Origin of the sequence: Bacillus cereus (assembly GCF_025917685.1) — a bacterium.
Taxonomy (GTDB): Bacteria; Bacillota; Bacilli; order Bacillales; family Bacillaceae_G; genus Bacillus_A; species Bacillus_A cereus_AT.
The window spans coordinates 1491094-1516439 of the sequence record NZ_CP089518.1; the positions used below are offsets into that span (position 1 = coordinate 1491094).

Consider the following 25346-nt stretch of genomic DNA (forward strand, 5'->3'; position numbering starts at 1 on the left):
AAGCTAAAGAGCTTTTCTAGTTGAATTTAATTATGTAACGGATTTTTATTTTCATCTAGTGTAAATCCTTCACCGACGACATCATGTACATCACTTACAGCAACAAAGGCGTGAGGGTCTACAGAAGTAATGATATTTTTTAATTTCACGATTTCGTTTTTTGCAACGACACAATATAGTACATTTCGTTCAACTTTTGTATAGGATCCAACTGCTTTTAAAAAGGTAGCTCCGCGCTCCATTTCTGATAAAATTTTTGCAGCAATTTCATCGTTTTTATCAGAAATAATAGTTGCACCTTTTGCTGCATAAGCTCCTTCTTGCATAAAATCAATAACCTTAGCCCCGATAAAAACAGCAACTAACGTATACATGCCCTCGCGGTATGATAAATATGTAAGAATAGAGACAATAATAACGACCGCATCAAACATAAACATCGTTTTCCCCATACTCCAGCCAACATATTTATGAGCTAGTCTTGCGATAATATCAACACCGCCAGTAGTCCCACCATACTTAAATATAATCCCAAGTCCTATACCGATAAATGCCCCTGCGAATAAAGCAGCCAGTGTCATATCATTTTGCAAGTTTAAATGTAAGTTGAGTACTTCGTAGCGTTGGAAAATCCATAGGAATAAAGATACGCTAAATGTACCGATTAGTGTATATAAAAATGTTGTTCGGCCGAGTAACTTCCAACCAATAAAAAATATAGGGATATTTAAAATTAAGTTTGTATAGGAAGGGTCAAGCGAAAATAGAAAATATAATAATAGCGTAATGCCGGTAAACCCACCCTCTGCAAGATGGTTTTCAATATTGATATTCACAATACCGAAAGAAAAAATAGCGGAACCGATTAAGATGAAAATGATATTTCGAATCTTCAAGTTTGCTTTCATATAGAAATCCCCCTAGTTATGTAATGATTGGAATTGCTCCGCTTAAACGGCAAAACATAATAAGTTATTTCTAGCTGCTAATAAAAATAGTGAATATCATAGGAACCCGATTGATTCAGGCTAATCTTTTGCAAAAATCACGTAAAAGAAGTTTCACTTTCCCCCGTCCCAACGGCTGGTAGAGGGAAAAGCGAAGAAGAAAAGGACGAACCAGCCGTAGGGACCCGATTGATTCAACTAATCTTTTGCAGAAAAACATTGCAAAAGAAGTTTCACTTTCCCCCGTCCCAACGGCTGGTAGAGGGAAAAGCGAAGGAAAAAAAGGACGAACCAGCCGTAGGGACCCGATTGGTTCAGGCTAATTTTTTGTAAAAATCACGTAAAAGAAGTTTCACTTTATTATAGTCTATCCAAAAAAGAGTCGTAAATAGGGATATGAGAGAATAATATTTGTCAAATCGCGATGAATTGGCTAACATGAAAGAGGAAGGAATAAGAGGTGACTAGTATGGAAGCAAAAACGATGAAAGATATGCAGAAGGAAGTAGATGCATATATCGGTCAATTTAAAGAAGGTTATTTTAGTCCGCTTGCAATGATGGCTCGTTTAACTGAAGAAATGGGAGAGCTTGCAAGAGAGGTTAATCATTATTATGGTGAGAAACCGAAGAAAACGACGGAGATAGAACGAAGTATTGAAGAAGAGCTTGGAGATGTGTTATTTGTTATGATTTGTATGGCAAATAGTTTAAATATTGATTTAGAAACAGCGCATAACATTGTAATGAATAAATTTAATACACGTGATAAAGATCGCTGGACACGTATTGATGAGGGAGAGAAAGAAGCATGAAAGAAATTAAAGTAATTATCGCTGGACCAAGAGGACGTATGGGACATGAAGCAGTCCTTCTAATGGAAAGAACAGCGCATTTCAATTTAGTAGCAGCAATTGATTATAAGCATGGCGGAGAAAAAATTTCTGATTTACCTGGAATGCCAGCGCTAGATGCACCTATTTACGCGGATTTACATACTTGTTTAGATGAAGTAGAAGCAGATGTATTGTTAGATTTAACAACACCAGAAATTGGAAAGAAACATGTGACACTTGCAGTTGAACGTGGACTTCGATCTGTTATTGGTACAACTGGATTTACTGAAGAAGAACTAAAGCAATTAACAGAAAATGCAAAAGAAAAAGAAGTAGGAACAATTATCGCTCCAAACTTTGCAATTGGTGCAGTTCTTATGATGAAATTTTCACAAATGGCAGCGAAGTACTTCCAAGATGTTGAAGTAATTGAATTACACCATGATCAAAAATTAGACGCACCATCAGGTACGGCTGTAAAAACAGTAGAATTAATCCGTCAAAATCGTGTACCAAAAGAGCAAGGGCATCCTAATGAAACAGAACAATTAGAAGGAGCACGTGGTGCAAATGTGGACGGTATTCACATTCATAGCGTACGTCTACCAGGGCTTATTGCACACCAAGAAGTAATGTTCGGCGGAGATGGACAAATGTTAACAGTTCGTCATGATTCATTCAATCGTGCATCATTTATGTCAGGTGTAAAACTATCAATTGAAACAGTAATGAACCTTGATCATCTTGTGTACGGTTTAGAAAATATTATCGACTAAAGGGGAGACAACGGATGAAAATTGCCTTAATCGCACATGACAAAAAGAAAGATGATATGGTTTCATTCGCGTACGCATATAAACCAATCTTTGAAAAACATGAACTTTTTGCAACAGGAACGACAGGCCTTCGTATTATGGAGGCAACTGGTTTAGTTGTAACAAGATATCAATCTGGTCCTCTTGGTGGCGATCAAGAAATTGGTGCAATGATTGCAAAAAATGAGATGGATATGGTGATTTTTTTCCGGGATCCACTAACAGCGCAGCCGCATGAACCTGATGTCAATGCGTTACTTCGCTTATGTGATGTATATGCCATCCCACTAGCAACGAATATGGCAAGTGCTGAAATGCTAATGCATGCATTAGAGCGGGGAGATTTAGATTACCGAAAGTTAAGAAAATGAGGGGAACAATTATGAGTGGATTACATATATTAGCGTTTGGTGCTCATGCCGATGATGTTGAAATCGGCATGGCAGGTACCATTGCAAAGTATACGAAGCAAGGATATGAAGTAGGCATTTGCGATTTAACAGAAGCTGATCTTTCTTCAAATGGAACGGTAGAACTAAGAAAAGAAGAAGCAAAAGCTGCTGCTCGTATTATGGGAGTAAAAACGAGAATTAATTTAGCAATGCCAGACCGTGGTTTGTATATGAAAGAAGAATATATACGTGAAATTGTAAAGGTTATTCGTACATATAAACCAACGCTAATTTTCGCACCATATTACGAAGATCGTCATCCAGACCATGCTAATTGCGCGAAACTTGTGGAAGAAGCTATCTTCTCAGCGGGAATTCGTAAATATATGCCGGAGATTTCGCCGCACCGTGTAGAGTCTTTTTATAATTATATGATTAATGGTTTTCATAAACCGAATTTTTGTATAGATATTAGTGAATACCTTTCTAAAAAGGTGGAGGCGTTAGAAGCGTATGAAAGTCAGTTTTCAACAGGAAGTGATGGTGTTAAGACGCCATTAACTGAAGGTTACGTTGAAACAGTAATTGCTCGTGAGAAGATGTTTGGGAAAGAAGTTGGAGTGATGTATGCCGAAGGATTTATGAGTAAGAAACCGGTTTTATTACATGCTGATTTAATAGGGGGATGTAAATGAGATTGAAAATAGGTATTACATGTTATCCTTCTGTAGGTGGTTCTGGTGTTGTTGGAACGGAATTAGGAAAGCAATTGGCGGAACGTGGGCATGAAATTCATTTTATTACATCGGGTGTACCATTCCGGTTAAATAAAGTGTATCCAAACATTTATTTTCACGAAGTAGCAGTAAATCAATATTCAGTATTTCAATATCCACCTTACGATTTAGCGTTAGCAAGTAAAATGGCCGAGGTTGCTCAAAGAGAAAATCTTGATATTTTACATGTGCATTATGCAATCCCTCATGCTATTTGTGCATATTTAGCAAAACAAATGATTGGAGAGCGTATTAAAATTGTTACAACCTTACATGGAACAGATATTACTGTGTTAGGTTCCGATCCTTCGTTAAATAATTTAATTCGCTTTGGTATTGAACAATCTGATGTAGTTACTGCTGTGTCACATTCGTTAATTGAAGAAACGAATGAACTTGTAAAACCAGATAAAGAAATTGAGACGGTATACAATTTTGTAGACGAACGTGTGTATTTCAAACGTGATATGTCTCAATTAAAAAAAGAATATGGTATACGAGAAAATGAAAAAGTGTTGATTCATATTTCAAATTTCCGAAAGGTTAAGCGTGTACAGGATGTTGTACAGTCATTTGCCAAAATTGTAAAGGGAGTAGATGCGAAATTGCTTCTTGTTGGGGATGGACCAGAGTTCTGTACTATTTTACAATTGGTGAAAAGTTTACATATTGAGGAACGTGTCTTATTCCTAGGAAAGCAAGATAATGTTGCAGAGCTTCTTGCGATGAGTGATTTAATGCTGCTTTTATCAGAAAAGGAAAGTTTTGGTCTCGTTATTTTAGAAGCGATGGCGTGTGGTGTGCCTAGTATTGGAACGAGGGTTGGGGGCATTCCAGAGGTCATTCAACATGGTGAAACAGGATATATATGTGAAGTTGGAGATACAGATGGAATAGCTAAGCAAGCAATTCAACTACTAGAAAATGAAGAACTTCACCGTAATATGGGAGAGCGGGCGATGAAATCTGTATATGAGCAGTTTCGTTCGGAAAAAATCGTTTCACAGTATGAGGCGATTTATTATGACATACTAAGGGATGACAATAATGGAAAGATTTAAAAAAGCTAGTTCAATTATTGAGATATTAAAACAGCACGGACATGAGGCTTACTTCGTTGGTGGAAGTGTACGCGATCTTATTATCGATAGACCAATTGGAGATATCGATATCGCAACATCTGCTTTACCAGAAGAAGTAATGGCTATTTTCCCAAGACATGTTCCGGTTGGTCTTGAGCATGGAACTGTAATTGTTGTAGAAAATGGTGAACCGTATGAGGTAACTACTTTTCGAACAGAAAGCGAATATGAAGATTTTCGGAGACCTAGTAGTGTTCAATTTGTCCGTTCATTAGAAGAGGATTTAAAACGACGTGATTTCACGATGAATGCAATTGCAATGACAGAGGAAGGCGAAATGATTGATTTATTTGCTGGGCAAGAAGCGATTCGTCTGAAGGAAATTACAACGGTTGGAGATGCTGCAGACCGTTTTCAAGAAGATGCACTGCGAATGATGCGTGGTATTCGGTTCGTAAGTACGTTAGGTTTCTCTTTGGAAACAAAGACGAAACAAGCAATTGAAACGTATGGGCATTTGCTCGAACATATAGCGATTGAAAGAATTACAGTTGAGTTCGAAAAGTTATTGACGGGTACGTATTGTGTGAAAGGGCTTCAAGAATTGGTAGAAACGAAGCTATTTTCTCATTTGCCATATTTACAAATGTCAGAAGAAAGACTCTTGAAAGCTACGCTGTATAAATGGGATTCTTTTGAAACAGACATTGAGGCGTGGGCATTTTTCTTATATTGTATCGGAGAAGAGCATCCATCTGTCTTTTTACGTCAATGGAAGTTCTCGAATAAAAAGATTAAGGATATTGTAGCGGTTTTATTAGCAATTCGTTCTAGAAAGGAGAAGGAATGGGATACAGTCCTTCTTTATAAAACTGGAATTCACATCGCTGAAATGGCGGAAAGAGTATATGAAGCGATAATAGAAAGTTATAATAGCGCGTCTGTTAAGCAAGTACAATCATTATTTCATGCATTGCCGATAAAAAATCGTCAAGAAATGAATGTGACTGGTAATGATTTATTAAGCTGGGCAGATAAAAAGCCAGGTCCGTGGGTTGCCGAAGTGCTTCAAAACATTGAAGAAGCAATCGTACAAGGAGATTTAGTCAATAAGAAAGAGAATATAAGGGAGTGGCTAGAAAAATGCAATCTACTATAAGAAAGCAGTTATTGCAAGTTTTTTCTGAAGCAGATGGTGAATTTGTATCTGGTCAAACACTTAGTGATAAACTTGGTTGTTCTAGAACTGCTGTATGGAAGCATATGGAGGATCTTCGTAATGAGGGATATGAACTCGAAGCTGTACGCCGCTTAGGTTATCGAATTGCTAGTAAACCAGATAAGGTAACTGCTAATGAAATTCAATTAGGATTACAAACAGAGCGTATAGGTAGAACGGTTTATTTTGAAGAATCAGTTGAATCTACTCAGCATATTGCAGCAAGACTTGCTTATGAAGGAGCAGAAGAAGGAACAATCGTCGTTGCAGAAGAACAAACAGCAGGTAGAGGGCGTTTAAGTAGAAAATGGCATTCACCAAAAGGGACTGGAATTTGGATGAGTATTATTTTGCGTCCATCTATTCCAGTTCATCATGCACCACAGCTTACTTTATTAGCGGCTGTTAGTGTGGCGCAAGCAATTGAAAAATGTACGGGTGTGAATGTAGGGATTAAATGGCCAAACGACATTTTAATTCAAGGTAAAAAAGCTGTCGGTATATTAACGGAGATGCAAGCTGATCCAGATAAAATTAATGCTGTAATTATGGGAATAGGTATTAATGCAAATCAAAAACAAGAGCATTTTGATGAGGAAATTCAACACATTGCAACTTCGTTAGCCATTGAGTCAGGGAAGCCAATTGTTCGTGCAGAACTTATGCAACAAATCTTTTTACAATTAGAAAAATTGTATGAAGAGTATTTAAAAAATGGTTTCTCTGTTATAAAAATTCTTTGGGAAAGTTACGCAATAAGTATCGGAAAAGAAATTACAGCTCGAACGATGAAGCAAACGATTAATGGATTAGCAAAAGGGATTACAGAGGATGGTGTATTGCTGCTTGAGGATCATCAAGGACACGTACATCACATTCATTCTGCGGATATAGAAATTAAGTAAAAGAAGTTCCTATTTTGGAGCTTCTTTTTGTCATTTAGACATTAATAAATTTCACATACCGTAATAAGGATAGAAAATTATTTTTTCGAAAAAATGTAGCAATTCCTTTTCAGAGTTTGCTATAATTAGTTCGAATATGGGCAGTATCAAAGCGAACTGCACCATTATTTTACGCAGTATGAAAAAATAATACTTTGGATTCTGCCTTGATCCAATAACGGACTGGGACAGAGGGATGAATAATGCCGACTAACACACAACCCTTCTGCCCTTTTATGGCCAGAGGGGTTTTTTATATGATTTCGGCCATCTCCTCTCTCCTGTATAAAGGAGGAGTAGTTTTTGAAAACAAAAACAGATTTTTTGAAAATGAAAGAGCAAGGTGAGCCGATTACAATGCTAACGGCGTATGATTATCCATCTGCTAAATTAGCAGAAGAAGCTAAAGTCGATATGATTTTAGTTGGTGATTCTCTAGGAATGGTTGTACTTGGATATGATTCAACAGTTCCAGTAACAGTAGAGGATATGATTCATCATACGAAAGCTGTACGCCGCGGCGCGAAAGAGACGTTTATTGTAACTGATATGCCATTCATGTCTTATCATATCTCATTGCAAGATACGATGGTTAATGCACGTCGCATTGTTCAAGAGAGTGGTGCACATGCATTAAAGGTAGAAGGTGCTGGAGAAGTTATATCAACTATTCACTACTTGACGAATGCGGGAATCCCTGTTGTGGCGCATTTAGGTTTAACTCCTCAATCTGTAGGAGTGCTAGGTGGATATAAAGTACAGGGGAAAGATGCTGAAAGTGCAAAAAAATTAATAGAAGACGCAAGGAAATGTGAAGAAGCTGGTGCGATAGCACTTGTGTTAGAGTGTGTGCCAATGCAATTAGCAGAACTTATTTCAGAGCAAATAACAATTCCTACAATTGGAATTGGAGCAGGACAAAAAGTAGATGGGCAAGTTCTTGTATACCATGATCTTATTTCGTACGGCGTAAATCGTGTTCCGAAATTTGTGAAGCAATATACGTCTGTTCAAGAGGAAATTGTGCGAGGGATTTCGCAATACGTTACTGAAGTAAAGACAGGGCAATTTCCTGAAGAAAAACATTCGTTCACAATGAAAGAGGAAGAATGCTTAGCGTTATACGGAGGAAAACAATAATGAAAATCATAACTACAGTGCAAGAAATGCAGCAAATTACAAACGAACTGCATGCAAGTGGAAAAAGTATCGGTTTTGTTCCAACGATGGGATATTTACATGAAGGGCATGCTACATTATTGCGTAAGGCAAGAGAAGAAAATGAAATTGTAGTTTTAAGTGTATTTGTAAACCCACTACAATTTGGACCAAATGAAGATTTAGATAGATACCCACGTGATATTGATAGGGACGAAAATGTAGCAAAAGAAAATGGTGTTGATTATTTATTTTATCCGAGTGTAAAAGAGATGTATCCAGCAGAACAAACGACAACAGTAGAAGTTGTGAAGCGTACCGACGTATTATGCGGCAAACAAAGACCTGGTCATTTCGCCGGTGTTGCGACTGTACTAATGAAACTATTTAATATCACATTGCCAACGCGTGCTTATTTCGGTATGAAAGATGCACAGCAAGTCGCTGTCATTGAAGGGTTTGTTGCTGATTTTAATATTCAAGTTACGATTGTACCAGTGGATATTGTAAGGGAAGAGGACGGATTAGCGAAAAGTTCTCGTAATGTGTACTTATCACAAGAAGAGCGTGAAGAGGCTCCTCATTTATACCGCAGTCTATGTATAGCGAAAGAAAAAATTGAGGCAGGCGAACGTAATTCAGAAATCATTACAACTCTTGTGCAAGAGTATATTGAGACATATACGAAAGGCACTGTAGATTATGCTGATTTATATGCATATCCTTCACTACAAGTAATGGATAAAATTGAAGGACGAATCATTTTAGCAATTGCAGTTAAATTTGAGAATGTACGATTAATTGACAATATAACATTAACGGTTAAATAAGGGGGAGCATCTATGTTTCGCACAATGATGAGAGCGAAGTTACATCGCGCAACAGTAACAGAAGCAAATTTAAATTATGTAGGTAGTATTACAATTGATGAAGATTTAATGGATGCAGTAAATATTGTAGAAAATGAAAAAGTACAAATTGTAAATAACAATAATGGTGCTCGCTTAGAGACATATGTTATTAAAGGAGAACGCGGTAGTGGTGTTGTTTGTTTAAATGGTGCAGCAGCAAGGCTTGTACAACCAGGTGATAAAGTTATTATTATTTGCTATGGTTTAGTGGCAGAAGAAAATGTTCATAAACAAGAGCCAAAAATTGCAGTGTTAGACGATGATAATCAAATTATTGAAATGTTAGGTGCTGAAAAAGCGGGTACGATATTATAAGTAGGAAAGCTATCTCTATTCTGGAGATAGCTTTTTTGTGCATCTTTTCATTAAGATGAGATAAAACGTGGTATAGTAACATTATATAATTTTTGTGTTTGATAGGTAAGAAATTGAGGTGTTACATATATGAGTAAGCGTTATGTCGTTGTTGATTTAGAGACGACAGGGAACTCCTGGAAGGATGGGAAGGATAAAATCACCCAAATTGCGGCTGTTGTAGTGGAAGATGGAGAGATATTAGAGATTTTTTCATCTTTTATTAATCCGAAGAGAGAGATTCCACCATTTATTACAGAATTAACAGGGATTGATCAGAGTTTGGTTAAGCAAGCCCCGTTATTTCAAGATGTAGCCCCGATGATTGTTGAGCTATTACAAGGTGCGGCTTTCGTTGCACATAACGTTCACTTTGATTGGAATTTTTTAACGGAAGAATTAAGACTGGCTGGATATACAGAAATACATTGCCCAAAAGTTGATACAGTTGAGTTGGCACAAATTCTTTTGCCGACAGCTGATAGTTATAAATTACGTGATTTAGCTAAGCAACATGAACTAGAGCACGATCAACCGCATCGTGCGGATAGTGATGCTCTTGTAACAGCGGAGTTGTTTTTACAATTTTTAAATGAAATTGAAAAGTTACCACTTGTCACGTTGCAATCGCTTTATGAATTAAGTGATGTTTTCCAAAGTGATATAGCTGATGTACTTTCTGAAAATATTTTAAAGAAAATGATGGATGGTAAAGAAAGGGCAGAAGGATATGAAGTGTATCGAAATGTTGCGCTTCGAAAGCGGAATTATTCTTTAAGTCTCAGTGAAACATGTTCATCTAAATTTGATGCTTTCTTACATAAGACAATGGATAAACTTGAATTGAATATGCCAAAGTTTCAAAAAAGAGAAAGTCAACAAATTATGATGAAGGAAATATATACAGCACTAAGAGATTCTAGGTTTTCACTTATTGAAGCAGGAACAGGTACGGGGAAGACTCTTGCATATTTACTTCCAAGTATTTATTTTGCAAAGAAAAAAGAAGAACCTGTCATTATAAGTACACAAACTGTACAACTGCAACAGCAAATACTAGAAAAAGAAATACCGTTATTACAGAAAATAATGCCATTTTCATTTGAAGTAGCTCTTCTGAAAGGAAGAAAGCATTATCTTTGTCTACACAAATTTGAATATGCTTTGCAAGAGGAAGAGAAAAATTATGATATGGCGCTCACAAAGGCAAAAATTTTAGTATGGTTATTGCAAACGAAAACTGGGGATCGTGATGAATTAAATATTCCTGAGGGCGGAAAATTACTTTGGAACCGTATTTGTAGTGATGCATATAGTCCAGGCGGGGTGCAAAGTAACTGGTTTAGTCGTTGTTTTTATCAACGAGCGAAAAATAAAGCATTATTTGCGGATATTGTTATTACAAATCATGCTTTATTATTTCAAGATTTTTCAAGCGAAGAACCACTGTTTGCTTCATGTGAACATATTATTTTTGATGAAGCTCATCATATAGAAGAAGCGGCGAGTAGAACATTAGGTGAACAGTTCTCATGCATGTATTTTCAATTAGCTTTATCTCGTCTTGGTACGCTAGAAACAGATGATGTACTTTCTAAAGTATATAAAATGATGAAAAAATCAGAGCAAGCATCTCGTTCGACTTTCCGTATGGTGAGTCATAGTTTGAAGGAATTGAAATTTGATGCGGATGAACTATTTCAAATGTTACGGACTTTCGTATTTAAACAAACAAAGCAGGAACAAGGGATGAGCAATATGCCGCTCATTTATCGATATAACACGGAAGTAGAGAAAGGTAAGTTATGGGATAGCATTACCGAGTTAACAAATCGATTTGTGTATGATGTAAGAAAATTATTGACTACACTTGAGAAGCAAGTTGATATATTGCAAAGTAAATTAGAATGGGAGATGCATGTCGTTACAGGTGAATTTATGCATTTAATTGAGTTGTTGAGAAAGATGGTACAATCTTTACAATTACTCATCTTAGAAAAAAATTCATACGTGACATGGATGGAGACTGAAACGAAGGGAACGATTCATTCAACAGTTTTATATGCGCAGCCTGTTCATATTGGTGAAAGATTTGCTGATGAATTTTTAACCCAGAAAAAGAGTGTTATTTTCACATCAGCAACGTTAACAGTTAATGATTCATTCGACTATATAAAAGAGGAGCTAGGTTTACATGATTTTGCTCCCAATACATTAAATGTTCCATCACCATTCCATTTTGAAGAACAAATGAAATTAATGGTTTCAACGGATGTGCCTTTTATTAAGAAAGCAAGTAATGAAGAATATATTGAGTCTATATCGGCACATATTGCGAAAATAGCGAAAGCTACAAAGGGTAGAATGCTCGTTTTATTCACTTCGTATGAAATGTTGAAAGAGGCGTATACGAATTTGAAAAATGATGAGGCATTAGAAGGATATTTATTATTAACGCAAAGTGTGAATAATAAGAGCCGAAGTCGTCTAATCCGCAAATTCCAGGAGTTCGACAAATCGATTTTGTTAGGAACAAGTAGTTTTTGGGAAGGGATAGATATACCTGGAGATGCCCTGAGTTGTCTTGTCATTGTCCGTCTTCCTTTTACCCCTCCTCATCAGCCGATGATGGAAGCAAAAGGAGAGTGGTTAAAAAATCAAGGAGAAGACGTATTCGCTAAGTTGGCGCTTCCGCAAGCAATCTTACGTTTCAAACAAGGGTTTGGTCGTCTTATTAGAACAAATACAGATACGGGAACTGTATTTGTATTAGATCGTCGTTTGACAAGTTCTTCCTATGGAAAACGATTTTTACAATCAATCCCAACTGTCCCGCTCTATGAAGGTCCTCTAGAAGAATTGTTAGAACAATTAAAGGAATGGCCAAATGAATAAAATTGGAATAAAAATACGCCTGAAGTACATTTAAACTTCAGGCGTAAAAAATGTGGGTAGGAGGAATTTTATTTTTCTTACTTCTTGTATACAAAATGTATTGGTTTTCGACTTGAAACCTTTTTTTGCTGTACATGTCCTGCTATAATAGATGGGTGATGAAGCAGGGGTTGTAAAGAATGTACTCTTATTGTAACCGCATTGCGTTCTTCTATAATTAGAAATTTTTGTGTAACGGAGGAGTTTTTTCATGGATAAGAAAATCGAAGTCCTATCAACGACGCGTATTAAATATTCGTCTGACTTGTATAAAATCGTTGATAGTTTGAATCGTACGTTAAAAGAGCAGGACCTCATGTTCGGATTAGCATTAGACGAAAAAGATAAAGAAACAGCTGTATTTACGATTTACAGAACGTAGTGATACAATGAAAAAGTGGATCTTTGCAATCGTTATCGTAATCGTTGCTAGCGGAATATATGGGGCGTATGTTTATAATAAAGCAATGGAAAAGAAAATCCCTAAAGAGGCAAAATCTGTAGAAATTGCAAAAGAAAAGGCAAAGCTTACAAAGGTAAAATCTGTGGATTATTATAACGGGAATTCTTCATATACAGTCGTACAAGGTGTAGACGAAAAAGGAGAACAAATTATTGTTTGGGTGCCTGATAAAAAAGGAAATGTCCTTGTGAAGAAAAAGAGCGAAGGTATTTCTGAAAAAGAAGCTTTGCAAAAATTGGCTGAACAAGCTACAGGAGAAGGTGCTGAGCCGAAGCCGAAACCAAAAGAAATTATAAAAGTAAAATTAGGTGCTCAAAACGATATTCCATTGTGGGAAATTACATATATTGATCAGGAAGATCGTTATACGTATTACTATTTAGAGTTTCAAAATGGGGTTTATGCTGGACACTACAGCATTGAAAAATAGATGTAGGGGGAACTACAAATGAAATTAGCAAAGCGAGTAGCTGCTTTAACACCATCTGCAACTTTAGAAATTACAGCAAAGGCACAAGCATTAAAAGCAGAAGGTCATGATGTAATTGGATTAGGAGCAGGAGAACCTGACTTTAATACGCCAGAACATATTATGGATGCTGCGCATAAAGCGATGTTAGAAGGACATACGAAGTATACACCAACAGGTGGATTACAAGCATTAAAACAAGAAATTGTGAAGAAGTTTACTCGTGATCAAGGAATTGCGTATGATCCATCTGAAATTATTGTATGTAATGGTGCCAAGCATGCATTATATACATTATTCCAAGTGTTACTTGATGAAGGAGATGAAGTTATCATCCCAACTCCTTATTGGGTAAGTTATCCTGAGCAAGTAAAGCTTGCTGGTGGTAAGCCAGTTTATGTGGAAGGTCTAGAAGGCAATGAGTACAAAATTACAGCAAAGCAGCTGCGTGAGGCAATTACAGAGAAAACGAAAGCAGTTATTATTAATTCACCGAGCAATCCAACAGGGATGATTTACAGCAAAGAAGAATTACAACAGCTTGGAGAAGTATGTTTAGAGCATGATATCTTAATCGTTTCAGATGAGATTTATGAAAAATTAATTTATGGTGACGCGGAATACACTTCAATTGCCCAGCTTTCTAATGCATTAAAAGAACAAACACTTATTATTAATGGCGTATCTAAATCACATTCTATGACAGGTTGGCGTATTGGATATGCAGCAGGAAATAAGCAGCTTATTAAAGCGATGACGAACTTAGCGAGTCATAGTACGTCAAACCCTACTTCAATTGCTCAATACGGTGCAATTGCTGCGTATGCAGGCTCACAAGAACCTGTAGAAACAATGCGTCAAGCGTTTGAAGAAAGATTGAACATTATTTATGATAAATTAATTCAAATTCCTGGTTTTACTTGCATTAAGCCACAAGGTGCTTTTTACTTATTCCCAAATGTAAAAGAAGCCGTAGCATTAGCTGGGTATGATACAGTTGATGAATGGGCAAAAGCATTATTAGAAGAAGAAAAGGTGGCTCTTGTTCCAGGTACAGGATTTGGTGCACCAAATAACGTTCGATTATCGTATGCGACATCTCTTGAGCAAGTTGAGAAAGCATTAGAACGAATTCATACGTTCATGAAAAGTAAAGTACAGGCTTAATCGTCTGTTTCTTGTAGTAAATGGAAAAAAGCCTCCCTATATATAGGGAGGTTTTTTTGACGAATTGTGGCAAAAAGAAATGGCTAAAGGTGTGTTATACTAGAAAGCGAGGTGTTTGGTGATGAAAAAGAAAATGATGTTACAATGGTTTGAGCAGGGAAGCATAGCGATTCCTAAATTGCTTATGATGCATTATAAAAAGCTAGGTTTAAATGAGACGGAATTTATGGTAGTACTTCATGTACACACATTTTTAGAATCAGGTAATTCGTTCCCGACTCCTTCAGAGATTTCAGAACGGATGACGATAACAGAAATGAAATGCATGGAAGTGATTCAGACTTTAATCCAAAAAGGTTTTTTAGCACTAGAAGGTGGACAAAGATCTGAAGCGATGATGTGTGAAAGTTATTCTTTACAACCACTGTGGGAAAAAATATTGCACTTTTTAATGAATGAATCTATAGAGGAAGAGCAAAAAGAACAAAAACAAATTCAAGTAAATTTATATACAGTATTTGAAAAAGAATTCGGAAGACCACTTTCGCCATTTGAATGTGAAACATTAGGGATGTGGGAAGATCAAGATCAACACCATCCAAATTTAATTCAAGCGGCTCTTCGTGAAGCTGTTATGAGTGGTAAACTTAATTTCCGGTATATTGATCGTATTTTGTTTGAGTGGAAAAAGAACGGAATTAAAACGGTAGATCAAGCGCAAAATCAAGGCCAGAAATTTAGAGCGAATCAACAACGCACACAACAAACGACAAAACAAGAGACGAAATTTACTGGGAAAGTGCCTTTTTATAATTGGTTGGAGCAGTAGTGTAGGAGGAAAGATATGTTGAACAAAACGCAAATTCGTTATTGTTTAGATACAATGGCGGATATGTATCCGGAAGCGCATTGTGAATTAATTCATGATAATCCATTTGAACTTGTAATCGCAGTGGCATTATCTGCACAATGCACAGATGCACTTGTGAATAAAGTGACGAAAAACTTATTTCAAAAATATAAAACACCAGAAGATTATTTAAGTGTGTCTTTAGAAGAGTTACAACAAGATATACGTTCCATTGGATTATTTAGAAATAAGGCGAAAAATATTCAAAAATTGTGCCGGATGTTACTAGATGATTATAACGGGAAAGTTCCAGAAGACCGTGACGAGCTGACGAAATTACCTGGAGTAGGGAGAAAGACAGCGAATGTAGTTGTTTCGGTAGCATTTGGAATTCCAGCAATTGCTGTTGATACGCATGTAGAGAGAGTAAGTAAACGGTTAGCAATTTGTAGATGGAAAGATTCTGTGTTAGAAGTGGAAAAGACATTGATGAAGAAAATTCCAATGGATGAGTGGGGAGTTACACACCATCGTATGATTTTCTTTGGGCGTTATTACTGTAAGGCGCAGCGAACACAATGTGAAGAGTGCCGATTACTAGAAATATGTCGTGAAGGAAAGAAACGAATGAAGGGGAAATAAAGGATGGAGCGAGTTATAGAAATACCGAAAGAGTTTCGGTACGTACCATTTTTTAAAAAGAGTGCAAATTCGATTACGTATAATACAGACCAGTCTTTTGAAGAAATAATACAAAATACTTACTTTATATTTGATATTGAAAGACAATATGAGCCGTGGAATGAAATTGAAACAAGTATTCCAGCGGTGTTAAATGTATGGAAAAGCAGGCATGAAGAAATTGCTACACTATTTCGAAACCGAAAAAAACAAGAAGCTGAGGGTCCGATGATTCTTTTTGCAGCACACTTGCTATCGGTTGTATATTGGCTAAATGAGAAGCCTGTTCATAGTTTGAATGAGATGCAAGTAAATACGAATGAATTGGAAGCACAACCTGTTAATTTTATAGAACGATACTCATTTATTATAAAGAAACCGAGTAATTATCATTCGTATATTCAATTAGCACAGTTGTATATTGAAATAGAAAAGCTACATGTTAAGAAAATGATAACAAAAAAGAAGTCCTTTTCTCGTTAAGAGTAAGGACTTCTTTTTTGTTATTAAGACTCTGATGTAACAACATCTCCGTCTGCGTGAGGTGTATCTCCTCCGGTATTCTGGTGGTGCTGCTCTTCTTCAGCTTTTTTTCTAGCTTCTTCTTCAGCTTTTCTCTTAGCTTCTTCGTCAGCTTTTTTCTTAGCTTCTTCGTCAGCCTTCTTCTTAGCCTCTTCTTCAGCAGCTTTCTTTTGAGCTTCTTCTTGCTGTTTACGTTGTTGTTCTTGTTGCTGTTGTTGCTGTTGCTGTTGTTGCTGTTGCTGTTGTTGCTGTTGTTGCTGTTGTTGCTGTTGTTGTTTACGCTGATCTTCTTCAGCTTTTTTTGTAGCTTCTTCTTGTTTTAGTTTATCTTCATTGGCCTTTTTCTGGGCATCTTCGTCAGCCTTCTTCTTAGCCTCTTCCTCAGCTTTTTTCGCATCTGGAGTTCCGCCAGGCGCAGTGAATGATGCACCAATTGCAGGACTTGTTCCAGTACCCTTTTTCGCTACTACAGAGAAGCTGTAAGTAACACCTGGTTTAATACCACCAAGAGTAGCTGTCGTACCGCTTACTGACAAGCTACCACTAGAACCGTCAGTAGCTTTATAGCTTGCTGCGTATGCATCAACATTTGATGATGGTCCAGACCAGTTCAGTGTCACTGTGCTAGCACCATCGAAAGCGACATTAAGGCCACTAGGTGGATCTACTTTAATTTCTTTAACTGCATCTTTTTTCGCACCTTTAATGTACAGTTCTCCATTTAATTCTTGTACAGAAGAAGGGCGCTCGAAACTAGATTTATCTGTAGCGAATTTGCTCATCATTACTTGGAACATTTGCTGAGCAATTCTAGTAGAACGATCTCCAATGTAATTTTCTGCACTATCTTTTTCATAACCGGTCCATACAGCCATTGTATATTGAGGCGTATATCCTGCGAACCAACTATCTCTGTTTGCATCTGCTGGAATATCGTATTTTTTAATAACAGATTTATCAAAGTTTTGTGTTCCTGTTTTACCAGCAACGTCAAAACCGGGAACATAAGCCGTTGGGCCAGTACCACCACTACCAGGTTTTACGACATCACGAAGTACATCGGTAACCATGTAAGCTGTATAATCGTGCATTGCTCGTTTTTCTTTCGGCTTAAAGCTTTTCTTTTTCCCATCTGGGAAAATAACTTCTTTAACGAAATGAGGCTTATTGTACATACCGTCATTTCCAAATGCTGCATAAGCTCCAGCGACATCTAACGGAGAGCCTTCATTACTACCAATTGCAGTTGATTCAAATACAGTATCATCTTTAAATGTCATGCCTAGACCTTTGGCGAATTCTTTTGATTTATCAAGCCCGACCGCTTGAGCTGTTTTTAAAGCAGGAATATTTAAAGATTTTTTTAGTGCGTCACGTAGGGAGACATCTCCTTTATAACTGTTTGTAGCATTTTTAATTTTTGTACCATCAGAGTATGTGTACTCTGAGTCATTTAATTGATGGTACGTAGACCATTGTAGATTTTCAATAGCTGGACCATAGTCAAAAATAGGTTTCATTGTTGAACCAACTTGACGTTTTAAATCGATAGCCATGTTGTGTCCTTTAAATGTTGATTTGTTTTCTTTACGACCGGCACCGACTGCACGAACTTCTCCAGTTTTCGTATCCATAAATACAAATGAGCCTTGGAATTGATCATTTGGATATTTAATAAGATCTCCATCCATTATTTTATCTGCATAATCTTGAGCTTCAAGGTCGAGATTTGTATGGATTATTAAACCATCAGAGCCAATATTCACATCAGGTATCTCTTTTTCTACTTCTTTGAAAACGGCATCTAAATATGCTTGATAAGGCATTTCAGTTGCATCTGAAGATGGAAGAAGACCTTCTTTTACAGAGATTTGCATAGCGTCGTTCATTTCTTGTTTTGTAATGTAGCCATGACGATTCATTAATGTTAGTACAACATTACGACGATTTGTTGCTCGTTCAACATTTTCTGGTTTTGTTGGATCATAAATGTTAGGACCTTGGGGTAAACCAGCGAGCATTGCAGCTTCATGTAACTTTAAGTCTTTTAAGTCTTTGTTGTAGTATTTTTTTGCTGCAGTTGCAATACCATACGAACGGTTACCTAAGTTGATCTTATTTAAGTACATTTCTAGAATTTCATGTTTAGAGTACTGTTGCTCTAATTTATAAGATAAGTACCATTCTTGCACTTTTCTCTTTGCGGTTTTTTCCATCGTTAGGAAATAGTTTTTAACTACTTGCTGTGTAATTGTACTACCACCTTGTGATCCAAAACCACCAGTGACATTTTCCATAACTGCTTTTGTAGTACGCTTAAAATCAATTCCACTATGATCATAGAAGCGTGAATCTTCAGTCGCAAGGAAGGCATTTTCAACTACTTTTGGAATTTGTTCATATGTAACATGGGTTCGTTTTTCAGCACCATATTCATAGAAGAAATTCCCGTTTTTATCAAGGAATTTTGTTGATAAAGGATTGACAAGTTTTGATTTGTCTAATTTCGGAGCGTCCTTTACCATAACAAAGAAAGCTGAAACGCCGGCAACGAGTCCGACGATACTAAGAAGTAGAAAACCTATAAGGAATTTCTTGAAAAAGGAACCTTTTTTCTTTGGTTTTTCTTCTTTATTTGTTTCTTTCGTTTGATTTTTTACATGATTTCGTTCTGTACGAGAACGATAATTATCTGACATTATACTTTCTCCTACCTTTCATTCTCTCCCCCAAAAGTCGAAAAAAGAGCCTTAGTGATGACTCTATCACGAAAAATAAACCGTGTCTAGTACGCGGATATAATCAATTCGAGGGTGATAACCGCATGATAATAAAGATCCATGCTCTTCTATTTCTTGTTTTGTAATCGATTTACGTCCACCAGTATTTTGACGATTCCAAAATGCAATAATATGTTTTGCATCTAATAAATAAAATTCATCAAAAAGTGTAAATTTAATAATAACAAATGCAATTCCATTATGAGCGATTACTTGCTTCATATGCTCAATTTGATGAAGGTGGAAGTTTTGAAGTGGAAAACTGGTTTTGTTTTTTGTTTCTTTTGCTTCAAAATCGATGTATTTCCCTTTGTATACACCGTTGTAATCTGTTGTAGAAGGTTGTTTGAAATACGCTTCTTTTACCACTGCAGCACTTCGAGCGGGGTAATCTACTTTTACAATTTGAAGAGGTGTAGGTTTTTTATGTACGCATGCAATATTATGGGTTAAGTAATATTGATTGGTTTCATTCAATTCCTCTTCAAGGGACATACCTCTATTACTGTAAGTATGTTTTTTTATTGGTGTTTTATGAGGTTGTGAAGCTTGATCGTACCTTTTTCCATTTGGGTAACGAATGGTCATATTGTGTCCACTCCCAACTTGTTAAGAATTACTTACAAAGGTGATTATATCAAAAAATGAAAAAAGATGTGACCTTTTTCAAGAAAGGTATGGTACTTATTCATGTTTAGCTGGAACGATTACGAAAAAATTAAACAAAACCGTAAGGATATTTTGTGTACAGAAGAGGAGAAAGCTATAGTTCTTAATATTAAGGAGAGAACGGATGTAGCTAACGTAGATAACATTTCACGTACACAATCTTACCAAGAATATTATTTGAGAAATAAAGAAATTAGGTGGTCTTTTTTAGCAAGTATGGTCTCAAGGAATGGGGGATGGAATATGACAGATTTAGAAGGAGAATATTATTCTAATCTTCTACCTCAAACAGTTAAGAGACGATTATTTCTTTGTTATGAGAAAGCTAATTGGATCATTTTCTTAGATGCATTTCCTCAACTATTATTGTATGAAGAAAGTAAAAGGCGATGTGAGCCGCTCTTTCATTTGTTGCAATTTTTCAACATATCAATTTTTATGGAAAAAGAATGGTCATATTTCTGGGAGGAAAAAGATATCAATAGGCTTATGACGGCACTTATTATTAATGAACAAAATAAAATTCAAAAACCAGTAATCGAGAATACATACTTTCAAAAACATGTATTTGATACGGCGGTGTTCAAATTTCAAGAAATACTTCACATTAGTGCAGTTGTTTTTCCGATGATGGAAGGGAGAATGTATGGGTTTTCGGTTTATCAATTTGAAACGTTACAAAAACGTATAGAACTTGGGAAGAAGTTAGCTTGGTTATTATTTCATTCAAAGTATAAAGATTCTTTTTATAAGTTTGCATTGCAAACTAGGCATACGGGATCAAGGATGGATTATGAATGCAATATAAGAGAGATTAGAAAATCAAGTACACCGGCTCTTAGAGATGTGTACGCTATTGTCGCTCACGAAAAATTAATTGAAAAAGATTGGTTTAGTGAAGGGATGGAAATGGAGTCTTTATTTGTACTTGAAAAACCAAAGGGGGGAATTAATATAACAGAATGGTATAGAATGAAGAGGGAGCAAATACATACTCTTTCTATATTAAGTAGTTTTGTTAAAAGAATAGATGAGTTCATGATATAATCAAAAAGTCCCGCCTTCCTACATGAAGGCGGGGCTTCTTGATTAAAAGTAATATGTTCTTCAACAAATTACTTTTTACTTCGCTATTTGCCGGCAGTACGACTTTAACCTCAGCACTTATCGAAAGCAAATAGGGAAGGTTAGACTGGAAATTAGCTATTTGTAAAAGCCGCTTTGGTTAAAGGGTCATTTTATCCCGCTATTTGTGGGCGGTAAAACTCCCACCTCAAAATTCGGCTGGAGCAAAGAAGTTAGGTGGGAGCCTTACTGCCCGTAAACGCTCGATTGGTGAAGGCTAATAATCAGTGGGGACGAACAAAACCCTCACTAATTAAAGTTTTACTTTATGTAGCGGGGTAATTTGGACCATCAAGCTTTGGATTACCAGTCTCAGGTTTGTTTTGTTGTTTGTTTTGTTTTTTCTTTTTTTCATTTTTATTTTTTGTCATCGTAATACACCTCCTTTTTGTATTGTTACCATTTCTAAAAATGGCATACAAAATGATTTCTTTGACGAATATCAACTAGTTTTGTCATGTGAGCAGGAGTAACCAATCAATCGGCGAAATTACATGACAAAGGAAAGGCAAAGAAGGGGGCGTTTTAAATATGGCGATGGTTCAGAAGGAAGATGTTATGAAAAAAATGGATCAAATGTTAAGTTCTCTCGATTTGCTGGAAATGAATATTGGGATTAGAATGAATCACGCATTGAAGGATAAAGTTGAAAAAATATGCAATAAGATAGAAATAACAGAAATGCATATCGAGCATATGGAAAATAAATTAGTGCATCACGAAGAAAAAGGGAGCTGGGTAAAGACATTTCAAAACGTCGTAGTGAGTGCATAATAAGGTGGGAATAAAATGAAATATGAAGCATTAATCCAGTCTTCGGAGAAGTTAATGCAGTATAATGATGAAGCCAATGTAAAGAAAAGAGAAATGGATGAATATGATTTTTATAAGGATATGAAGCCATTTGTTGATATGGTAGATGCGGAGCTAGAGGTGTGGAAAGAATTAGCTTATATATGGATAAAGGAAGAGCAGCCTAAGTATATACATGTACAACAAATCGATCAAGTGTATGAGAATTTACAAACTAATGTGCTACAATGTTTTGTTAATAAGGGAAAAGGTAAACGTTTCTTTGAAACTCATCAAGCTATTTCGTATACTTTGCAAAATATCGTAGATCAATGTAAGTAACAAGAGGGGAAAACCCTCTTGTTTTTTTAGGCTTCTGTCGCTGTTGTAGGTTTTGTTGCGCCGTTTATTTCTAATTCACGTATTAATGTTCGGTAATCTGAGATGCATATTTTTCCTTCGAGATAACAATGTCTCGCAAAGTCTAGCAGTTCATTTGAACTTTCTGTACAGTACCCCTTTTTTTGAGAAAACGCTTGTTTTAAATCCCCTAATACCATGTTGATTCCTCCCCCATGAGAATCTTCTTCCTTATTATCATAGCATGGAAGGGTTTACTTTCTAATTTTTTTAAAAATTTAAACTTCCGACAAAAACAGACAGATACTCCGTCACACATTTTATTTTATAGGTACATATTCTATATGTAGAAACTTATGTGAAGGAGGAGAGTATGCATGTTTCAACAACCTAATGTATATCAGCAAACAAATCCATATGCACAGCAAAATATGTACCAATATAATGAGGATACATATTTACGATATAATATGTATCCTTTCGAGCCTCATTATGGGAACCAAAATTATTATCAACCATTTGAAGTGTCGTTTGGGAATCAACCGCAACAAGAACAACCACAACAACCCTACATGAATCAACAGCAGCAACCACAACCGCAACAAGAACAACACCCCTACATGAATCAGCAGCAGCAACCACAACAACCCTACATGAATCAACAACAGCAGCAACCACAACAACCCTATATGAATCAACAACAGCAACCTTATGTGAATTCACAATATTATATGCCGCCACCATCTCCCTATGGAAATCAACAAGCGATGTTTTATCCACCAAAACAACCGTATCCAACTATGAATAAACAAAAGCAACAACAGCAACCGAGTCAATTTTCTAGTTTTGTTTCCCAATTTAAAACATCAGATGGCAACTATGATGTAAATAAAATGATGAACACAGCTGGGCAAATGATGAATGCAATGAATCAAGTGACGGGTATTGTGAAACAAGTTGGAGGTTTTTTTGGTAAATAATAGTGGGGGGTATCTATAATAGTATTATGTATGAAGTAGGGCAATAGTCAAATTTCTGTGAAATAAATGGGTGTATATAACAAGCGGCTTAACCTCTTCTCTCATATTGTAAAGTGTAGTCAGATTTTTTTTAAGAGAGAGGAGAGAAAAAACTATGCATCATTGTCATCCTTGCTTTGGAGGGCATAAGCCTGTAGGACCTATTTGTACAACTGCTCCTGTCATTCATCCGACAAAACAATGCGTAACACATTCTTTTTCAACAACGGTGGTGCCACACATTTTCCCAACGCATACAACACATGTACACCATCAACAAATTAAAAATCAAGGCTTCTTCCCACAAACAAACTCGAACGTAAATGTTGTAGACCCTGGTGATCCAGGATTTGTTGGTGGATTTGGCGGCGGATGTGGACCATGTGGTCATGGCCATCACCACCACCACGGGCATCAAATATCTCCATTTGGACCAGGACCGAATGTATCCCCATTTGGACCAGGACCGAATGTGTCACCGTTTGGACCGAATGTAGGACCAAATGTTGGTGGAATGTTTAAAAGGTAAATGATATGTTAGAACTAGCGAAATGCTAGTTCTTTTTTTGTAATTGGAGTGTTGATATGAAAGTTATTGCAGTAACAGGATATAAGCCATTTGAACTTGGAATATTTAAAAATGATCATCCAGGAGTAGAATGTATAAAAAAGGCGCTGCGTCGTAAATTAACTGCTTTTGTAGAAGATGGTTTAGAGTGGGTTATAATAAGCGGCCAGTTAGGTGTAGAATTATGGGCTGCTGAAGTTGTTTTTGAAATACAAGTAGAATATCCAGATTTAAAATTAGCGGTATTTACTCCATTTTTAGAACAAGAAGAAGGCTGGAAGGAAGATAACCGTGAATATTACGAATTTATTCTTTCGCAAGCAGATCACATTGATAGTATTACGAAACGGAAGTACGAAAGCCCAGAGCAATTTAAATTAAAGAATCAATTTTTTATTGCAAAAAGTGACGCACTTTTAGCTGTATACGATGAAGAAAAGCCTGGGAGCCCTAAATATATAGTAGAAGCGGCTAAGAAAAAAGGAGAAATAGAAAATTATCACAGTTATTTCATTCTTTTTTCTGATTTACAAGATATAATGGAAGAGGAACAGTGGAATAATGCAGATTAATATGTAATATTGTATTCGCATATTTGATTGACAAAAGGCATTGTTTCTGAAAAAATTTAGTTAATGAAAGCTTTGGCAAAAATTTGAGGTGAAGAAAATGATTTCGGATAAAATTAAATTAACAGCGAAAGATATTTTAGAAAAAGAATTTAAAACAGGTATGAGAGGTTATCAACAAGAAGAAGTAGATAAGTTTCTTGATATGATTATTAAAGATTATGAAGCTTTTCATAAGGAATTTGATCAATTAAAACAACAAAATGCTCGTTTAAAACGTGAATTAGAAGAGCAGAAAGTAGCGGCAACACAAGTTCCGCAACAACCAGTACAAACACCAGTTGCACAACCAGTATATAACAATACGAATACGGATATTTTAAAACGTCTATCTAATTTAGAAAAAGCTGTATTTGGAAGTAAGTTATACGAATAAATTAGGGTAACAAAAAGGTTAAAGTAGTTTACATAGAAAAAAACATTGCAAAATCTTTTTGTTTCCACTATACTAATGTTTGTCATAACGTTTGGGTAATCGCTGCAACGCCAACGTTGTAGAGGAAAGTCCATGCTCGCACGGCCTGAGATGGCTGTAGTGTTCGTGCCTAGCCAAGTCATAAGCTAGGGTATTCTGGCTGTAAGGCTAGTTTAACGGCAGGGAAAAAACCTAAGTCCTTTCGGATATGGTTTGACTACCTTTAAAGTGCCACAGTGACGAAGTCCTTGAAGAAATGATAGGAGTGGAACGAGGTAAACCCCACGAGCGAGAAACCCAAATAATGGTAGGGGAATCTTTTCCAAGGAAATGAACGATGGGAAAGGACAGGTTTTCGTAACCTGTAGATAGATGATTACCACCGGAGTACGAGGCGTGGGCCGTTTGCAGTACAAAGGAACAGAACATGGCTTACAGAACGTTATGAACCAACTATGAAATAACTCAGC

At 36.4% G+C, this 25346-nt stretch carries 29 protein-coding genes and 1 other RNA gene; 25 read left to right on the forward strand and 5 right to left on the reverse strand.

Features of this window, described 5'->3' with window-relative positions; all coding sequences use genetic code 11:
• Positions 1 to 26 precede the first annotated feature (26 nt).
• A complete protein-coding gene (locus tag LUS72_RS07725) occupies positions 27 to 908 on the reverse strand; it encodes a YitT family protein (RefSeq protein ID WP_000646622.1) in 882 nt (293 codons plus the stop codon).
• A 508-nt stretch (positions 909 to 1416) separates the two neighbouring features.
• On the opposite strand from LUS72_RS07725, the gene LUS72_RS07730 reads away from it, so the two are divergent.
• The 17 genes from LUS72_RS07730 to LUS72_RS07810 all read left to right on the forward strand — a co-directional run bounded on the left by LUS72_RS07730 (position 1417) and on the right by LUS72_RS07810 (position 16480).
• Positions 1417 to 1761, forward strand: coding sequence for a nucleotide pyrophosphohydrolase (locus LUS72_RS07730; RefSeq protein WP_002158575.1), 345 nt, complete (start codon positions 1417 to 1419; stop codon positions 1759 to 1761).
• Positions 1758 to 2558: a dihydrodipicolinate reductase gene (gene dapB / locus LUS72_RS07735; protein ID WP_000658792.1), complete on the forward strand. Its 801-nt coding sequence runs from the start codon at positions 1758 to 1760 to the stop codon at positions 2556 to 2558. The genes LUS72_RS07730 and dapB overlap by 4 nt, the downstream gene beginning before the upstream one ends.
• A gap of 14 nt (positions 2559 to 2572) precedes the next feature.
• Complete coding sequence (gene mgsA / locus LUS72_RS07740) at positions 2573 to 2968, forward strand: methylglyoxal synthase (protein ID WP_000684753.1); 396 nt, start codon at positions 2573 to 2575, stop codon at positions 2966 to 2968.
• 11 nt (positions 2969 to 2979) lie between these two features.
• Positions 2980 to 3684: a bacillithiol biosynthesis deacetylase BshB1 gene (gene bshB1, locus LUS72_RS07745; protein WP_097831713.1), complete on the forward strand. Its 705-nt coding sequence runs from the start codon at positions 2980 to 2982 to the stop codon at positions 3682 to 3684.
• On the forward strand, positions 3681 to 4826 hold the full coding sequence (gene bshA / locus LUS72_RS07750; RefSeq protein ID WP_097831712.1) for an N-acetyl-alpha-D-glucosaminyl L-malate synthase BshA: 1146 nt from the start codon (positions 3681 to 3683) through the stop codon (positions 4824 to 4826). Before bshB1 ends, bshA begins: the two co-directional genes overlap by 4 nt.
• Positions 4813 to 6006 (forward strand): CCA tRNA nucleotidyltransferase, encoded by a 1194-nt coding sequence (locus tag LUS72_RS07755; protein ID WP_097831711.1) that lies wholly within the window; start codon positions 4813 to 4815, stop codon positions 6004 to 6006. The genes bshA and LUS72_RS07755 overlap by 14 nt, the downstream gene beginning before the upstream one ends.
• The gene (locus LUS72_RS07760) at positions 5991 to 6971 is read left to right on the forward strand and encodes a biotin--[acetyl-CoA-carboxylase] ligase (RefSeq protein WP_097831710.1); all 981 of its coding nucleotides are present in this window, start codon (positions 5991 to 5993) and stop codon (positions 6969 to 6971) included. The genes LUS72_RS07755 and LUS72_RS07760 overlap by 16 nt, the downstream gene beginning before the upstream one ends.
• A 342-nt stretch (positions 6972 to 7313) precedes the next feature.
• Positions 7314 to 8150: a 3-methyl-2-oxobutanoate hydroxymethyltransferase gene (panB, locus tag LUS72_RS07765; protein WP_097831709.1), complete on the forward strand. Its 837-nt coding sequence runs from the start codon at positions 7314 to 7316 to the stop codon at positions 8148 to 8150.
• On the forward strand, positions 8150 to 8998 hold the full coding sequence (panC, locus tag LUS72_RS07770) for a pantoate--beta-alanine ligase (RefSeq protein ID WP_097831708.1): 849 nt from the start codon (positions 8150 to 8152) through the stop codon (positions 8996 to 8998). The genes panB and panC overlap by 1 nt, the downstream gene beginning before the upstream one ends.
• 12 nt (positions 8999 to 9010) lie before the next feature.
• Positions 9011 to 9394: an aspartate 1-decarboxylase gene (panD, locus tag LUS72_RS07775; RefSeq protein WP_000490180.1), complete on the forward strand. Its 384-nt coding sequence runs from the start codon at positions 9011 to 9013 to the stop codon at positions 9392 to 9394.
• A gap of 129 nt (positions 9395 to 9523) precedes the next feature.
• Positions 9524 to 12328, forward strand: a complete 2805-nt coding sequence (dinG, locus tag LUS72_RS07780) for an ATP-dependent DNA helicase DinG (RefSeq protein WP_097831707.1) — start codon at positions 9524 to 9526, stop codon at positions 12326 to 12328.
• A gap of 250 nt (positions 12329 to 12578) precedes the next feature.
• Complete coding sequence (locus LUS72_RS07785) at positions 12579 to 12749, forward strand: YpmA family protein (RefSeq protein WP_000358352.1); 171 nt, start codon at positions 12579 to 12581, stop codon at positions 12747 to 12749.
• Positions 12750 to 12756: 7 nt separating this feature from the next.
• Positions 12757 to 13260, forward strand: a complete 504-nt coding sequence (locus tag LUS72_RS07790) for a cell wall elongation regulator TseB-like domain-containing protein (RefSeq protein WP_097831706.1) — start codon at positions 12757 to 12759, stop codon at positions 13258 to 13260.
• Between the two features lie 18 nt (positions 13261 to 13278).
• Positions 13279 to 14466 (forward strand): aspartate transaminase AspB, encoded by a 1188-nt coding sequence (gene aspB / locus LUS72_RS07795; RefSeq protein WP_097831705.1) that lies wholly within the window; start codon positions 13279 to 13281, stop codon positions 14464 to 14466.
• Positions 14467 to 14587: 121 nt separating this feature from the next.
• A complete protein-coding gene (gene dnaD, locus LUS72_RS07800) occupies positions 14588 to 15295 on the forward strand; it encodes a DNA replication protein DnaD (protein WP_000728545.1) in 708 nt (235 codons plus the stop codon).
• Between the two features lie 15 nt (positions 15296 to 15310).
• Entirely contained in the window at positions 15311 to 15958 is a 648-nt protein-coding gene (gene nth, locus LUS72_RS07805) for an endonuclease III (protein WP_264448746.1), read from the forward strand.
• A gap of 3 nt (positions 15959 to 15961) precedes the next feature.
• Positions 15962 to 16480: a YpoC family protein gene (locus tag LUS72_RS07810; protein ID WP_097831704.1), complete on the forward strand. Its 519-nt coding sequence runs from the start codon at positions 15962 to 15964 to the stop codon at positions 16478 to 16480.
• Positions 16481 to 16503: 23 nt separating this feature from the next.
• On the opposite strand, the gene LUS72_RS07815 is transcribed toward LUS72_RS07810, so the two are convergent.
• Together LUS72_RS07815 and recU are read right to left on the reverse strand one after the other, a co-directional pair.
• Positions 16504 to 19218: a penicillin-binding protein 1A gene (locus LUS72_RS07815; RefSeq protein WP_264448747.1), complete on the reverse strand. Its 2715-nt coding sequence runs from the start codon at positions 19216 to 19218 to the stop codon at positions 16504 to 16506.
• A 66-nt stretch (positions 19219 to 19284) separates the two neighbouring features.
• Positions 19285 to 19887, reverse strand: coding sequence for a Holliday junction resolvase RecU (gene recU / locus LUS72_RS07820; RefSeq protein WP_071770132.1), 603 nt, complete (start codon positions 19885 to 19887; stop codon positions 19285 to 19287).
• Positions 19888 to 19989: 102 nt separating this feature from the next.
• Between recU and LUS72_RS07825 the strand changes: the two genes are divergently transcribed.
• Entirely contained in the window at positions 19990 to 21015 is a 1026-nt protein-coding gene (locus LUS72_RS07825; RefSeq protein ID WP_097831702.1) for a DUF2515 domain-containing protein, read from the forward strand.
• Between the two features lie 344 nt (positions 21016 to 21359).
• Here the strand turns inward: LUS72_RS07825 and LUS72_RS27240 are convergent, their stop codons facing one another.
• Positions 21360 to 21539 (reverse strand): phage portal protein, encoded by a 180-nt coding sequence (locus LUS72_RS27240; RefSeq protein WP_097831701.1) that lies wholly within the window; start codon positions 21537 to 21539, stop codon positions 21360 to 21362.
• Between the two features lie 85 nt (positions 21540 to 21624).
• Here LUS72_RS27240 and LUS72_RS07830 point away from each other — a divergent pair, with 85 nt between their 5' ends.
• Together LUS72_RS07830 and LUS72_RS07835 are read left to right on the forward strand one after the other, a co-directional pair.
• The gene (locus LUS72_RS07830) at positions 21625 to 21867 is read left to right on the forward strand and encodes a hypothetical protein (protein ID WP_001252038.1); all 243 of its coding nucleotides are present in this window, start codon (positions 21625 to 21627) and stop codon (positions 21865 to 21867) included.
• A 15-nt stretch (positions 21868 to 21882) separates the two neighbouring features.
• Complete coding sequence (locus LUS72_RS07835; protein ID WP_097831700.1) at positions 21883 to 22227, forward strand: YppE family protein; 345 nt, start codon at positions 21883 to 21885, stop codon at positions 22225 to 22227.
• 26 nt (positions 22228 to 22253) lie between these two features.
• Here LUS72_RS07835 and LUS72_RS07840 read toward each other — a convergent pair whose 3' ends face one another.
• The gene (locus tag LUS72_RS07840; protein WP_000242654.1) at positions 22254 to 22445 is read right to left on the reverse strand and encodes a YppF family protein; all 192 of its coding nucleotides are present in this window, start codon (positions 22443 to 22445) and stop codon (positions 22254 to 22256) included.
• A gap of 177 nt (positions 22446 to 22622) precedes the next feature.
• On the opposite strand from LUS72_RS07840, the gene LUS72_RS07845 reads away from it, so the two are divergent.
• From LUS72_RS07845 to rnpB, 5 genes are all read left to right on the forward strand, one after another.
• A complete protein-coding gene (locus tag LUS72_RS07845) occupies positions 22623 to 23225 on the forward strand; it encodes a YppG family protein (RefSeq protein ID WP_264448752.1) in 603 nt (200 codons plus the stop codon).
• Positions 23226 to 23379: 154 nt separating this feature from the next.
• On the forward strand, positions 23380 to 23793 hold the full coding sequence (locus tag LUS72_RS07850) for a CotD family spore coat protein (RefSeq protein WP_097831698.1): 414 nt from the start codon (positions 23380 to 23382) through the stop codon (positions 23791 to 23793).
• Positions 23794 to 23849: 56 nt separating this feature from the next.
• Complete coding sequence (locus tag LUS72_RS07855) at positions 23850 to 24404, forward strand: SLOG family protein (protein ID WP_097831697.1); 555 nt, start codon at positions 23850 to 23852, stop codon at positions 24402 to 24404.
• A 97-nt stretch (positions 24405 to 24501) separates the two neighbouring features.
• Positions 24502 to 24837, forward strand: coding sequence for a cell division regulator GpsB (gene gpsB, locus LUS72_RS07860; protein ID WP_000622426.1), 336 nt, complete (start codon positions 24502 to 24504; stop codon positions 24835 to 24837).
• 87 nt (positions 24838 to 24924) lie between these two features.
• Positions 24925 to 25316: RNase P RNA component class B (gene rnpB, locus LUS72_RS07865), an RNA gene on the forward strand.
• Positions 25317 to 25346: the final 30 nt, after the last annotated feature.